13 protein-coding genes are annotated in these 14145 nt (G+C 59.6%); 6 read left to right on the top strand and 7 right to left on the bottom strand.

Annotated features, from left to right (window positions below; translation table 11 throughout):
* Positions 1-142: 142 nt before the first annotated feature.
* Both ABYA88_RS12505 and ABYA88_RS12500 read left to right on the top strand, forming a co-directional pair.
* Positions 143-1210, top strand: a complete 1068-nt coding sequence (locus ABYA88_RS12505; RefSeq protein WP_373187681.1) for a phosphotransferase family protein — start codon at positions 143-145, stop codon at positions 1208-1210.
* Positions 1211-1231: 21 nt separating this feature from the next.
* Entirely contained in the window at positions 1232-1999 is a 768-nt protein-coding gene (locus ABYA88_RS12500) for an SDR family oxidoreductase (RefSeq protein WP_373187679.1), read from the top strand.
* Positions 2000-2039: 40 nt separating this feature from the next.
* Here the strand turns inward: ABYA88_RS12500 and ABYA88_RS12495 are convergent, their stop codons facing one another.
* The 4 genes from ABYA88_RS12495 to ABYA88_RS12480 are packed head-to-tail and all read right to left on the bottom strand — an operon-like array spanning position 2040 to position 6083.
* On the bottom strand, positions 2040-2693 hold the full coding sequence (locus ABYA88_RS12495; protein ID WP_373187678.1) for a hypothetical protein: 654 nt from the start codon (positions 2691-2693) through the stop codon (positions 2040-2042).
* A gap of 19 nt (positions 2694-2712) precedes the next feature.
* The gene (nudC, locus tag ABYA88_RS12490; RefSeq protein WP_373187677.1) at positions 2713-3552 is read right to left on the bottom strand and encodes an NAD(+) diphosphatase; all 840 of its coding nucleotides are present in this window, start codon (positions 3550-3552) and stop codon (positions 2713-2715) included.
* Between the two features lie 5 nt (positions 3553-3557).
* Positions 3558-5228: a ferrous iron transporter B gene (locus ABYA88_RS12485; RefSeq protein WP_373187675.1), complete on the bottom strand. Its 1671-nt coding sequence runs from the start codon at positions 5226-5228 to the stop codon at positions 3558-3560.
* A 42-nt stretch (positions 5229-5270) separates the two neighbouring features.
* Positions 5271-6083 (bottom strand): crotonase/enoyl-CoA hydratase family protein, encoded by an 813-nt coding sequence (locus ABYA88_RS12480; RefSeq protein ID WP_373187674.1) that lies wholly within the window; start codon positions 6081-6083, stop codon positions 5271-5273.
* A 313-nt stretch (positions 6084-6396) separates the two neighbouring features.
* On the opposite strand from ABYA88_RS12480, the gene nhaB reads away from it, so the two are divergent.
* Complete coding sequence (gene nhaB / locus ABYA88_RS12475; protein WP_373187673.1) at positions 6397-7899, top strand: sodium/proton antiporter NhaB; 1503 nt, start codon at positions 6397-6399, stop codon at positions 7897-7899.
* A 33-nt stretch (positions 7900-7932) separates the two neighbouring features.
* Here the strand turns inward: nhaB and dnaQ are convergent, their stop codons facing one another.
* The 3 genes from dnaQ to ABYA88_RS12460 are packed head-to-tail and all read right to left on the bottom strand — an operon-like array spanning position 7933 to position 9837.
* The gene (gene dnaQ / locus ABYA88_RS12470; protein ID WP_373187672.1) at positions 7933-8658 is read right to left on the bottom strand and encodes a DNA polymerase III subunit epsilon; all 726 of its coding nucleotides are present in this window, start codon (positions 8656-8658) and stop codon (positions 7933-7935) included.
* Positions 8651-9112 carry a ribonuclease HI gene (rnhA, locus tag ABYA88_RS12465; protein WP_373187670.1) on the bottom strand — a complete coding sequence of 154 codons (462 nt, stop codon included), beginning with the start codon at positions 9110-9112 and terminating at the stop codon, positions 8651-8653. The genes dnaQ and rnhA overlap by 8 nt, the downstream gene beginning before the upstream one ends.
* A complete protein-coding gene (locus ABYA88_RS12460) occupies positions 9109-9837 on the bottom strand; it encodes a class I SAM-dependent methyltransferase (protein ID WP_373187668.1) in 729 nt (242 codons plus the stop codon). Before ABYA88_RS12460 ends, rnhA begins: the two co-directional genes overlap by 4 nt.
* A gap of 177 nt (positions 9838-10014) precedes the next feature.
* Here ABYA88_RS12460 and gloB point away from each other — a divergent pair, with 177 nt between their 5' ends.
* From gloB to ABYA88_RS12445, 3 genes are all read left to right on the top strand, one after another.
* Entirely contained in the window at positions 10015-10794 is a 780-nt protein-coding gene (gloB, locus tag ABYA88_RS12455; RefSeq protein WP_373187666.1) for a hydroxyacylglutathione hydrolase, read from the top strand.
* Between the two features lie 73 nt (positions 10795-10867).
* On the top strand, positions 10868-12424 hold the full coding sequence (locus ABYA88_RS12450; protein WP_373187664.1) for a LysM peptidoglycan-binding domain-containing protein: 1557 nt from the start codon (positions 10868-10870) through the stop codon (positions 12422-12424).
* 92 nt (positions 12425-12516) lie between these two features.
* Positions 12517-14145 (top strand): extracellular solute-binding protein (locus tag ABYA88_RS12445; protein ID WP_373187682.1); only part of this gene is annotated, 1629 nt, incomplete at its 3' end.

Here is a 14145-nt window from a genome sequence, read left to right as displayed (position 1 = left end):
GACACCACCGCAAAATAGCCCCAACCAATCCCCCAACAACACGAAGCCTGATAACCCCATTCAAACGAGCGTTTGGCTTGTTACAAGCCATGACCTGCATTAGATTAGCTGATTGTCCATGACCACCATCATAAGGAAAGCCATGAGCGCAACAGACCAGGCTACCCAGATCCGCGAAGGCGAAGAGCTCGACGTACAGGCCATTGACCAGTACCTCAAGAGTCAGATTCCGGATCTAGAAGGCACACCGACCATCACCCAGTTTCCCGGTGGCGCATCGAATCTGACCTATCTGGTCGCCTACCCCAATCAGGAATTTGTGCTGCGTCGTCCGCCGTTTGGCAAGAAAGCCAAATCGGCCCACGACATGGGCCGCGAATACCGCATTCTCAAGGACCTCGGCAAAGCCTTTCCGTACTGCCCCAAGGTGTATGCCTACTGCACCGACGAGAGCGTAATCGGCGCCGAATTCTATGTAATGGAGCGTATCGAAGGCATCATTCTGCGTTCCGAGCTGCCGGATGACCTGGGCCTGGATGAAGACAAGACGCGCGAGCTGTGCAAAAGCTTTGTCGACAAGTTCGTCGACCTGCACAACCTCGATTACCAGGCGTGCGGCCTGGGCGACCTGGGCAAGCCCGAGGGCTATGTAAAGCGCCAGATCGAAGGCTGGATCGACCGTTATCAGAAAGCCGCCACACCGGACGCGCCGGACTGGAAAGTGGTGATGGAATGGCTGCGCGAAAAAATGCCGGCCGACCATCCCAAGCCCGGCCTGGTACATAACGACTACCGCTTCGACAACGTGATTCTGGATCCGAACAACCCGATGGAGATCATCGGCGTGCTGGACTGGGAAATGACCACCATCGGCGACCCGCTGATGGATCTGGGCAACACCCTGGCCTACTGGATTCAGGCCGACGATCCGCAGCCGATCCAGCTGATGCGCCGCCAGCCCAGCCACGCGCCGGGTATGCTCACGCGCCAGGAATTTGCTGATTACTACGCAGAAAAAGCCGGCATCGAGATCCCGAACCTGGATTACTACTACACCTACGGCCTGTTTCGCCTGGCCGGCATCATGCAGCAGATCTACTACCGCTTTTACCATGGCCAGACCAAGGACAAGCGATTCGGCAGCTTCATCCACATGAACAAGCTGCTCGAACAGACAAGTCTGGATGTGATCAACAAATCATCTCTCTAACTGTTTCAAGAGGACACTAATATGCAGAAGACACAACTGTTTGATCTGGACGGCAAGGTAGCATTGGTCACTGGCGCGAGCCGTGGTATCGGCGAGTCAATTGCCCGCCTGCTGGCCCAGCAGGGCGCTCACGTAATCGTTTCCAGCCGCAAGATCGATGGTTGCCAGGAAGTGGCTGACTCGATCAACGCCGCTGGCGGCAAGGCCACCGCACTTGCCTGCCACATTGGTGAAATGGCGCAGATCACCGCCACAATCGACAAGATCCGTGCTGACTTCGGCAAACTGGACATTCTGGTCAACAACGCCGCGACCAATCCCTACTTCGGCAACGTGCTGGATACCGACCTCACCGCATTCCAGAAGACGGTGGACGTGAACATCCGCGGCTATTTCTTCATGTCGGTAGAAGCCGGCAAGCTGATGCGCGAAACTGGCGGCGGCAACATTCTCAACGTGGCATCGGTGAATGGCGTAGTGCCGGGCGACATGCAGGGAATCTACTCGATCACCAAGGCTGCGGTGATCAACATGACCAAGGTATTCGCCAAGGAATGTGCGCAGTTCGGTATTCGCTGCAACGCCCTGCTGCCTGGCCTGACCGACACCAAGTTTGCCTCGGCACTGACCACCAACGACTCGATTCTGAAGATGGCCCTGCAGCGCATTCCGCTGCGCCGTGCTGCCGACCCGAGCGAAATGGCTGGTACCGTGCTGTACCTGGTAAGCGAAGCTTCAAGCTACACCACTGGCGCTGCGATCAACGTCGACGGCGGCATGCTGTCCTGAGACTGTTACCGGTCCGGCGCCCGCCGGACCGGTACCTTCATTACTGCGAACGCTGCATCGCATTCATCGCCTGCCGGTTCATCGGTACTGGCGTCAGCCCTGTCTCGCCAATCTCGATACCAAAACGTGCACCTTCGGCCATGGGTATGAAGCGGACCACGAATGCATCGGTCTCAAGCAGCGCACCACTGTCCAGATGGTCCAGCCACTGCCACGCATCACGCCAGCCAGGAGTTGCATGCAGCACGCCTGCGTGTGCGACCGGCACAACCTCACGCTGCTGCTCCAGCGCTCGATAGCGCCCGGTAAGACGATGCAGGCGATAACCGTCCTGCAACCCTATGGCGTGGGCCAGGCCCTGCCAGCGCAGCACCTGCGCATCCAGCTGCCACATGTCACCTTCGAGCATGATCGAGCGCGGCTCGGTACCCGCGGAAAAAAGTAACTCGAATTGCTGCGGTCCCATCTTGCGGAACTCCAGCGTAGCGACGTTGCTGCCGGGTTCGAGCGCCTTGAACTGTTGCAGCTCCCAGGCCACGATGGCCAGTGCGCCGGCAAGCATTACCCCGAGCAATAGCAGGTTGCCTTTCAGCCAGGGCAGTAACCAGGACAGACGCCAACCGGCGCGGAGCACGGCAAGCAGGATCAGCGCGACAATGACCAGTACAAGACCGGCCAGACCGTAATACTGCATGGTATCTCCTGTGGTTTATTCAGGCCGGGACGGGCGGCATTGGATGACCGCCCAGGCGAGCCAGATGACAATCGATCAGCCAGCGGGAAATGGTCCCCTGTGGCGGTATGCCGGGCAACTGATCGACGTGCCACCAGTTGGCCTCTTCAATTTCTCCCGGCTGAGGCACGATCTCGCCACTGACGTAGCGGGCATGAAAGCCCATCATCAGCGAGTTGGGAAACGGCCAGTTCTGGCTGCCCAGATACTCGAGCTGATCGACTTCAAGGCCGACCTCTTCCATCACCTCACGGTGCAGGCACTCCTCGACCGATTCACCCGGCTCGATGAAGCCGGCCAGGGTACTGAAAAAACCGGGCCTGAAATGCGGCGCCCGGGCCAGAAGGACTTCATCGCCCCGGGTGATGAGCACAATGATGCAGGGGGCAAGTTTCGGATACTGGCGCAGATCACAAGCTGTGCACTCCATGGCGCGCTCCTCGCCTCTGGGCTGCATCGGCGCGGCGCAGCGCCCACAGAAGCGGTGACTGTCGTACCAGGCGTCCAGCTGCTGGGCCAGGCCCAACACGCGGAACAGGTTATCGTCGATCTGGCCGATCAGGTTCCGCAGGCCATGCCAGCTCAGCCCCGGCACGGGCGCCGGATCGCTTATGCGCAGCAGATGGCAGGGCGTGCCATCAAGATGTCCGAGCAGCAACTGATGATCCACGTTGCCGATGAAGCGGACGCTGTCCGGCTCATGCAGAAAGCGACCCTGCAGCATTCCGAACTGTTGCTCGTGATAGATGACTACCCAATCCTCGTCCTCGATCCGCGCTGTGCGGGTTGCCGGGACAAAACCTTTGTTGCTTGTACTCATACCACTCAGGCTCCTACAACCTGGTAACCGAGCTCGGCCAGGCTTTCCTCGGCCAGGCCAAGCACGTCAGTATTAGCCACGGCCGAGCGCTCGGCGGACTCCAGGTAAAATTCGATTCCAGTCAGCGCGTCCGCCAGCACTTCAAGCTGCTGCGCCTCGGGCGGCGACTGACGCTCAAGCATGTTTTCCTGAATGAAACGGGCCGACTGATGGATGATGTTGCCGGCACGGCTCATGCCGAGGAAAATGAGACCGCCACGCACGGTTTCCAGCGTCGAAGGCACATTCATCAGGTGCATCAAATCATTGCCCGACTCCATGTAGGCGGTGATTGCGCGCTTGGCCAGCGACAGCCCCGCCTGCGATTCCTCGATCAGTACAATACGGGCTTCGCGCAGCTCCACCGGCCCATTGCTCTCGGACCCAGCGCCGGGCACAGGGCCCACGTCACTGCCCTTCTCATCCAGCCGGTTGACCGCGGTTTCGGCCTGCAGCACCGCGTCAGCGACCCTCTCCAGCAAGACCATGTCGTTCGCTTTCCAGTCCTTCAACTGTCCCGCCGCATCTTCGATCTCGCCAGCAACGGTTTTCAGATCGAGCATGCCGAGGGTTTTCCACAGTCGCTCAAGCGCCGCCGCAAGGGTCTCCAACGATTGTTCGGAATCGCCGGCATTACGCGCTAACAGGTCGAGCAGATCCTTGATCGCAGTTATTTCTTCACGCAGCGCATCGGCGACCGAGCGCATCACGTCAGCTCCCGGGCCACGCAGGCGCAGAAACGCAGTCTGCAGGTCGATCTCGGTGTAACCGGTGTCGGGCAGGCTGAGAGTGCGTTTCACCTCATTGCAACGTTCGCAGGTAGTGTCGGCCAGCGCTACCAGGTAGAGAAACTCGCGCAGCAGCTTCGGATGGGGCTGCGGCTCCTCCTGCCGGTGACGCGCGCCGCGTTCGCGGATGACACGGTCGAGCTGGGCGAAGAGTTTCTTGCGCGGCGCGGTGAGTTGCAGGGGCGTCTGCTCTATACCCTCCAGAGCCGCCGCTGCGGCCCAGCACAGCGATGCAGCGACACTGTCGAGGCTCGACTCCCAGCGCTGCAACGCGCGCAGCATCAGCGGCGCAGAACCGGCCACGGTGTCGCCGCGGATGACCCCCAGCAGGCCCAGCTGGTACATCTGGCGCAGGCGGTTGAAGCTACGGTCATCCAGGGGCTGCGCAGCATCGTTGCCACGCAACCTGAGCGGCAGTTCGGCTGCGGAAAGCAGGTAGAAATGGCTGTCGGAATAGGGGACGGCGCCTGACCGGTGAGTGCGCAACTGATTAATCGCCGGCAACAGTAACTCCGGACGCTCGAAGCCCTGGTGACGGCATTGCTGCAGGTACCGCTCAAGCAGGAAGAGTCCGTCACATAATGCCGAGAGCTGCTCGTTGCGCTCCTCGCCGGCATGCTCCGGGATATCGGTCGCCAGCGCGATCATCTCAGTCAACAGAAGCGCCGCGCCGCGCAGCTCGATCAGCGTCAGTGTGCCGCGCAGCTGGTGCAACCCTTCGATCGCCTGTTGCAGCAGACTGCCATTGTGTCGGTCTTCGAGAAACTGCTGCAGCAGATCTTCAACTTCGCCCATGCTGGCGAAGAGTTCTTCCCTGACAAGATCCAGTGATGTGGCGCCCGTTAGCATCGCAATTTCTCCTAACTTCCCTGCCGTCAGCCTGACGCGTTATCAATCGGCGAATTCAGCGGTCTTCTTGGCCATGTGCGCCGCCATAGCCAGCTTCATGTCTTCCGACTGAAGCATGGCTGCGTTCCAGGTGGCTATGTAGTTGAGCCCGTCTTCAACGCTGTGATCCCGGCTGTAGCGAATCATCTCCTTGGTGCCCCGGATGGCCAGGGGCGACTTGCCAGCGATGTCACGGGCAATGCCCATGACGCCGTCCAGCAGTTTGTCGTGATCAGTATAGGTACGATTGACCAGACCCATGGTCGCCGCTTCGGCGCCGTCGAATCCGCGCCCGGTGTAGGCAAGCTCGCGCATCATGCCATCACCGATCAGGTGCGGCAATCGCTGCAGGGTGCCGACGTCGGCGGCCATGCCCATGTCGATTTCCTTGATCGAGAAATGCGCATCGGCGGTGGCGTAGCGCATATCGCAGGCGGTGATCAGATCGATTGCTCCACCAATACAATAGCCGTGTATCGCGGCTATGACCGGCTTGCGGCATTGGTCGACGGCGTTGAACGAGGCCTGCAGACGCAGCACGTTGCGGCGGATGGTCTCGGCATTACGGCCGATATCCGAACCCATACCGCCCGCGGCGCCTGCCAGCATCATCAGATCGATTCCGGCGGAGAAGTGCTTGCCTGCACCCGAGATCACGACCACCCGAACGCTGTCGGTCTGGTCGATCCAGTCGAATGCGGTGATGATTTCTTCCCAGAAAAGCGCGTTCATCGCGTTGATCTTCTCGGGACGGTTGAGCTGCACATGGGCAACGCTGGCCATCTGTTCTACCAGCAGCGTCTGAAACTCGGGCATATGTGTACTCCGGCAGTGGTATTGCGGCCCTGAGGCTACGCCTGTTAACTCAAGACTGTTCTAAAAGACCGAATATAACAAGTATATGGATCAACGGCATAGCTGATCATCCTGGTGCCAGACGTTATCACCTGACCAACCCCGGCGCCTCCTGTATGATCGCGAGCGGAAAATCCGCCGAAGCCTGGTGCCGGCGCCGGATTAAGCCAGCATCCGCACAGCAGGACAGAGGGACTCTCTGAATCACCTTTCTGGCTCGGGCCGAGAAGCGATTCAGAGCATTCTTCCCAACCCCTATGAACAGGACTTCATCATGACCACCTCCGTGTTGCCCGCGCTGGCAAACAACTTTCTGGGGCAGGCCCCCGGCTGGTACAAACGCACCATTGTCGCCTTTCTGGTCCTCAACCCGCTGTTGCTCTGGCTTGCCGGCCCCTACATAACCGGCTGGATATTGGTAATCGAGTTTATCTTTACCCTGGCCATGGCCCTCAAATGCTATCCGTTGCTACCCGGCGGGCTGCTGGCGATACAGGCAATGCTGATCGGCATGACCACCCCCGAGGCACTGTATGCCGAGGTGCTGACCAACTTCCCGGTGATCCTGCTTCTGATTTTCATGGTCGCAGGCATCTATTTCATGAAGGAATTGCTGCTGGTGACCTTCACCCGGCTGATTCTCGGCATCCGCTCCAAGTCACTGATGGGCCTGTCGTTCTGTCTAGTCGCAGCGGTGCTCTCGGCCTTCCTCGATGCGCTGACGGTCACCGCGGTCATCATCAGCGTCGCCGTGGGGTTCTACGGGGTCTATCACAAGGTCGCCTCTGCCGGATCGAGCCAGGATGGCGGAGAGTCAGCCGAATCCGAAGACGATGAGCCGCTGCACCGTGAACACCTCGAAGAATTCCGCGCATTCCTGCGCAGCCTGCTGATGCACGGGGCTGTGGGTACTGCACTGGGCGGGGTCTGCACCATGGTCGGCGAGCCGCAGAACCTGCTGATCGCGCGGGTGGCGGACTGGAACTTCAGCGAGTTCTTCCTGCTGATGGCACCGGTCAGCATGCCGGTGCTTGCAGCGGGCCTGGCAACCTGCCTGCTGCTGGAAAAGACCCGCTGGTTTGGCTACGGCGCGCGCCTGCCACGCCCGGTCAGACGGGTTCTCGAGGACTTTGCCCGCGAGGAGAAGGCCAAACGCAAGATGCCGCAGAAGGTGGCGCTGGCCGTCCAGGCACTAGCGGCTGCGCTGCTGGTGGCAGGGCTCGCATTGCACGTAGCCGAGGTCGGCTTCATCGGTCTGATGGTGATAATTCTGATTGCCTCGTTCAATGGCATCATCGATGAACACCAGATCGGCAAGGCCTTCCAGGAAGCCCTGCCGTTCACTTCACTGCTGGTGGTGTTCTTCGCGATTGTCGCGGTGATTCACGAACAACATCTGTTCAGTCCGATAATCCATGCGGTACTGGCATTGCCGCCTGAGTCGCAACCAAGCATGTTCTTCATCGCCAACGGCTTGCTCTCGATGATCAGTGACAACGTTTTTGTTGCTACCGTGTATATCAGCGAGATCAAGCAGAGTCTGGAAAGCGGTGCAATCAGCCGCGAGCAGTTCGAGCGGCTGGCGATTGCAATCAATACCGGAACCAACCTGCCCAGTGTGGCGACGCCCAATGGCCAGGCAGCATTCCTGTTCCTACTGACCTCGGCCGTTGCACCATTGGTACGCTTGTCCTACGGTCGCATGGTGTATATGGCCTTGCCCTACACGCTGGTGATGGGCGGCGTGGGCTTGCTGGCGGTCAACCTCTGGATCTGAGCTGGGCTATTGATCTGCTCCTGGTGCGCCCGGCTATTCGGCCGGGCGTCCGTGCCACAGGGCAAAGCCTGCAGCTTCCTCGATGGCAGCCAGGCGTTCGGCATGGGCCTGCAGTTCGTCCTCACTGGCAGTCACCACACGCAGCGCCGGACGGCTGGCCGGATCAATGCGGCGGATCGCACTGACGCCGTTGCTGCTCTGGTTCTGGTCGCTCCCCTGCCCGGCCAGTGAAAGCGCAGTCTGGCCACCGGTCATGATCAGGTAGACGTCGGCCAGAATCTCGGCGTCAAGCAGGGCCCCGTGCAGATCGCGCTGGGAGTTGTCGACCATGTAGCGCTTGCACAGCGCATCAAGACTGTTGCGCTGGCCTGGGTGTTTTTCCCGCGCCATCATCAGCGTATCGAGCACACCGCAATGATCAGCCATGCAGTTATAGGGTGAGGACATCAGCCGCAGTTCGGAATCGAGAAAGCCAATATCGAAGGGCGCGTTATGGATGACCAGACGCGAGCCCTTGACGAACTCCATGAATCCTTCCACCACGTCGGCGAACAACGGCTTGTCGGCGAGGAACGCGTCGGTAATGCCGTGCACCGCCAATGCGCCCTCCTCAACCTCGCGCTGGGGATTGATATAGACGTGGTAATGACGGCCGGTCAGGCGCCGGTCGATCAGCTCGACACAACCGATCTCGATAATCCTGTGGCCGCTTCGCGGATCGATACCGGTTGTCTCGGTATCCAGTACGACCTCACGCATGATTCTTGCTCCTGTTACCCAACGCTTCCTGCACACCCAGATTGGCCAGCTCGTCGGCAATCTCGTTCTCGCGATGGCCGCTGTGGCCCCTGACCCAGCGCCACTCTACCTGATGCTGGTTGACCAGTTCATCAAGCAGCTGCCACAGGTCCGCGTTCTTCACTGGCTGTTTACTTGCAGTTTTCCAGCCGCGTTTCTTCCAGTTGGGCATCCACTCGCAGATGCCCTTCATCACATATTCCGAATCGGTGGTCAGGATCACCTGCGCGGTTTTCTTCAGCGCGCGCAGACCCATGATCGCCGCCATCAATTCCATACGGTTGTTGGTGGTCATCAACTCACCGCCATGCAGCGACTTTTCATGCTCGCCCAGACGCAGCAGTACGCCCCAGCCGCCCGGCCCGGGATTACCCTTGCAGGCGCCGTCGGTAAAGATTTCTATCGTGTGGCTCATTTCGTGTTCCGTTTCTGTGTTCGTCTGCTACCGGCTACCAGGGGCGGCAGCACCAGCGCAGGAAAAGCCCTGGCATTCTGCTTGCGCGGAGTCGCACCGAGCATCTGGCGCCGCGCAATAAGGCAATAGAATCCGCCGCATGGCAGCCGATGGCGATTCGCCCAGCTCTCCATGCGTACCAGCCGGTCGAGGCCGCGCTGGGTTTTCAGCGGCGGACGATAGCACCCATCAATACGTTTCTCTACTGCGAAACCGAGCACTTCGAGCCAGTCGGCCAGGCGTGCGGGGCTGACGAACCCGGCCTCGCTGAGCCAGCTGCGTCCGGCAAAATGGTTCCAGCCCCATGTGCTCCAGGGGTTGAAACCGAAAATCAGCAAGTGCCCACCCGCGCGCACTGCCTGGCCGGCCTCGCGCAACAAGGTTCGCGGCGCCAGGCAAAAATCCAGCCCGTGGTGCAGCAGCACAACATCAAGCGATTGCGGGGCAAATGGCCACTGGCTTTCCTCCAGGGGCATCAACGGCGGCTCGCCGATCAGATCAAAATGCCAGCGATTGCACAAAACCGATTGCTGGCCATCCATAAGTGAGGGAGCAAGACCGTACTGGACCATGTGCTGCCCGAAACAACGTTCCAGGCCCTCCTGGGCAACGCGACGCTGCTGCTCGAGCAACATCCGCCCGGCCGGCGTTTCTAGCCACAGCCGCGCCTCGCGCAGCAAGCGCATGAGGTCTGCCTGACTTATCGATCCCGCATCTCGATCAGTTCGCATCGTTCACCAGTGTCTGATCAGGTAATAGTCGTCAAGGGTGCTCTGTCGCCCGTTGGTTTATCAACCGCTCCTTTATATATGTGCATCCGGTCCTATAAGATAAAGGTTCACTCCCTTGAAGGCTGCAGCGATATGCTCGAATTTCTGGCATTACCCGCTTTTCAGGACAATTACATCTGGCTGATTCTCGACCCGCAACGGCAGGAAGCAGCCGTTGTCGATCCCGGCGACGCCGTGCCGGTCATCACCTGGCTGGGCCGGCATCCGGAATATCAGTTGCGGCATGTTCTGGTGACCCATCATCACCGCGACCACACCGGTGGCCTGGCAACGCTGAAGGCGGCGACCGACTGCCTTGTCTGGGGACCGGCAGCAGAATCGATCAGCGGTGTGGACCGGCAACTGAAAGATGGCGACCAACTCAATATATTAGGCAAGACATTACAGGTCTACGCGGTACCGGGCCATACCCTTGGTCACATTGCATTTTACTGCGACGAGCCTGCCGAGCCCTGGCTGCTGAGTGGCGACACCCTGTTCGCTGGCGGTTGCGGCCGGCTGTTCGAGGGCACCGCCGAGCAGATGCACGCATCGCTGGAACGCCTGGCTGCACTGCCTGAGGCCACCAGCGTGTACTGCGCCCACGAATACACGCAGGCCAACCTGCGTTTCGCCCGCGCGGTGGAGCCAGAAAACAACGACATCAAGGTACGATTGGAAGTAGTCGACGACCTGCGTGCGGCGGGCAGGATCACCCTGCCCAGCAGCATCGGACTGGAGAGACGCACCAATCCATTCCTGCGCTCGACCGAGCCGGCGGTGATCGCCACGGCAAGTCGGCAACAGAACGCCCCGTTGTCTGCTGGCGTCGAAACTTTTGCGGCTATCCGTGGCTGGAAGGACGGTTTCTGAAGCGCTACCGAATGTTTCCTTGACCCTCCGGAGCTGAGTTCCTAAACTCGGTCAAATTTTTCCGGAACAACCAATGTCCTTTTCTGTCTCATCACCCTACTCCAAGCTCAGGGCCCTGCTGATAATCGCAGGGCTGACACTTCTGGTCGGCTGCCAGACCTCACCGTCCCAACAGGCACGAAGCGATAACGGGGCCGAAAAACTACCGAAGCAAACCACCTACGAACGCAACCGCGGCATTATCCTGCTGAAAAACGCCAAAGGTCCCCGCGAGGAAGCCGAAACCCTCACCGCACATACACTCTGGGGCCGGATTCGCCGCGGCTTCATGCTGGACCCGACAGCGATCGACAACCCGCGGATAGACCGTCAACGCCTGGCGTTCTCCAGCCAGCCACGTTATTTCGAAATGACCAGCAAACGTTCCGAGCGCTACTTGCATTACGTGGTGGAGCAGCTCGATGAACGCGGAATGCCACTGGAGCTGGCATTGCTGCCGTTTGTCGAAAGCGGCTACAACCCGATGGCCCTGTCGCGCTCACAGGCCGCTGGCATCTGGCAGTTCATCCCGTCCACCGGCGAGGTTTTTTCCCTGCGTCAGGACTCCTGGTACGACGGCCGGCGTGACATTACCGCCTCCACCCAGGCCGCGCTGGACTATCTGAGCAAACTCAACGAGATGTTTGACGGCGACTGGCTGCTCGCCATGGCCGCGTACAACTGTGGCGAAGGCTGTGTGGGCCGGGCAATCAAGTCCAACCGCGAACGTGGCCTGCCGACCGACTACTGGAGCCTCGACCTGCCGCAAGAAACCATGAACTACGTGCCCAAGATCCTTGCCCTGTCGCAGATCATCGAGCGACCGGAGCTGCATGGCACCGTGTTACCGGAACTGGCGGACTCGCCCTACTTCGCGGCGGTTACCATCGAACGTCAGTTGGACCTGCACAAGGCCGCAGAACTGGCAAACATCCCGACCGATGACTTCATCAAGCTCAACCCGGCCTTCAAGCAACGCGTGACCGCGCCGGGCTCCTACCAATTGCTGGTGCCCATCGATCGCCTTGAGCAGTTCAGTACCGCCCTTGCCGAGCTGCCGGACGATGAGCGTGTGAGCTATCAACGCTACCAGGTTCGCGCAGGCGACAATCTTTCGCAGATCGCCAGCCGCCACAATGTCGGGGTATCTGCGCTGCGTGAAGTCAATCAGCTCGATGGCAATCTGTTGCGTGTAGGTCAGGAATTGATGCTGCCATTGTCTGCACAGGGTGTCTCAGCCCAGGCGTCATACTCTGCGCCCACCGCTACTGCCACCAGTTACCAGGTCAGATCCGGCGATAATCTCTGGGAAATAGCACGCAAGCACGGCATCAGCGTCGCGTCCCTGAAGCAGCAGAATCTGCTGGACACGCCGGCTCTCAAGGTCGGCCAGACGCTGAAGATTCCCGGCCAGGCGAACAAGTCGTCAAATGCAGCTTCCAGCAAGCCCGTGATATATACGGTCAGGCCCGGAGACTCGCTGTACAGCATCGGTCGTCAGTTCAACATCACAATTGCCCGAATTCGCGACCATAACCGTCTGGGCACGCACTTGCAGCCCGGCCAGCAATTGACGCTGAAAATCCCCTGAGCCAATCTCCGAACAGTCACTTTTTTAATAACGCCCGCGCGGGGATCCATCCGCAGACCCTGCTTGCGGCAAAGGTAGTCATGAGAACAGTCCTGCGTTCTGCAATCGCATTGTTGCTGGTGTTCAGTTGCGTTGGCGCCAGCGCTGGTGTCTACCGTCAGCATGGCTACTCACTGTATGGCCAGCCGCACTATTCCGATGATTTCGAGCATCTGGAGTACGTAAACCCCGACGCGCCCAAGGGCGGTACTTTGCGGGTGATGGGCTCCGGCACCTTCGACACGGTCAACCCTTACACACTCAAGGGCACCAGCCCGGTGAATACCGGCAATTTCCCCCATTATGGCATCAACGAACTGAACGAGCCGTTGATGGTAGGCACCGGCCTCTACGATCCTTCCGGCGATGAACCCTATTCAGCCTATGGCCTGATTGCCGAAAGCATCGAGTTTTCCGACGATCGCAGCTGGGTCGTGTTCAACCTCCATGAGCAGGCGCGCTTTCACGATGGACAGCCGATAACCGCCACGGACGTCGAATTCAGCTTTCGCACGCTGAGCGAGAAAGGCCATCCCAATTACCGGTCGATGCTGCAGGACGTCGCCCGGGTGGACATCCTGAGCGAGAAACGCATTCGCTTCATCTTCAGCCGCAGCGACAGCCCCCTATTGATCCTGCGTCTCGGCGAGCTGCCGGTCCTGCCCCAGCATTACTGGGAAGGGCGTGACTTTGGCCAGACCACCTTCGAGCCAGGGCTCAATAGTGGCCCCTACCGTGTTGTATCGGTCGAGCCCGGGCGGCGCATGGCGCTGGAGCGGGTGAAGGACTACTGGGGCCAGGACCTGCCGATCAACCGTGGCAAATACAATTTTGACCGCCTGGAAGTCGAGTTCTATCGCGATAATAGTGTGGCGTTCGAGGCGTTCAAGGCTGGCGAGTTCGATATCTACTTCGACCACAAGGCCAGCAACTGGGCCAACGCCTACGATTTTCCCTCGGTACGCAGCGGAGCTGTGCTCAAGCGGGCAATCGATCATGCGATACCCAGCGCCACCCAGGCGCTGTTTTTCAACAGCCGCCGGGCACCTTTCGATCAGCGCAATGTGCGCCAGGCACTGGGCCTGCTGTTCGACTTCGAGTGGTCCAATCGGGTCCTGTTCTACGATGCCTATCGGCGGTCGTTGAGTTTCTACCCCAACAGTCCGTTCAGTGCGACCGATCTACCGGGTGGCCAGGAGTTCCTGTACCTGGAGCCGCATCGCGACAAACTTCCGCCCGAGCTGTTTGTCGAACCCTTCAGCCTGCCGCAAACCAAGGGCCGCGGAGTGCCACGCGATACGCTGCGTAAAGCTGTCGGTCTACTCGAGGACGCAGGCTGGACCCTGCGCAATGGTCGCCTGGAAAACGCCCAGGGCAATCAGCTGGTTTTCGAGGTGCTGCTGGTTAATCCCAGCCTGGAGCGGATCATGCAGCCCTACCGTTCCAATCTCGCCCGCCTGGGCATCGACATGCAGATCCGCACGGTTGACCGCGCACAATACAAGGCCAGGCTCGACCAGTTCGACTACGATATGATTCTAGCTACATTGCCCCAGGGATTGTCACCCGGTCTGGAGCAGCATGGGTACTTTCATTCCAGCCAGCGCAATGTAAAAGGCAGCCGAAACTATGCCGGCATCGACAATCCGGTGGTGGACGAGCTGATTGAAAATCTGCTCGCT

Source organism: Halopseudomonas sp. (assembly GCF_041579695.1).
In the GTDB taxonomy this organism is placed as follows: Bacteria; Pseudomonadota; Gammaproteobacteria; order Pseudomonadales; family Pseudomonadaceae; genus Halopseudomonas.
The sequence above is the reverse complement of the archived record's forward strand: the minus strand, read 5'-3'. Positions and strand labels throughout refer to the sequence as shown.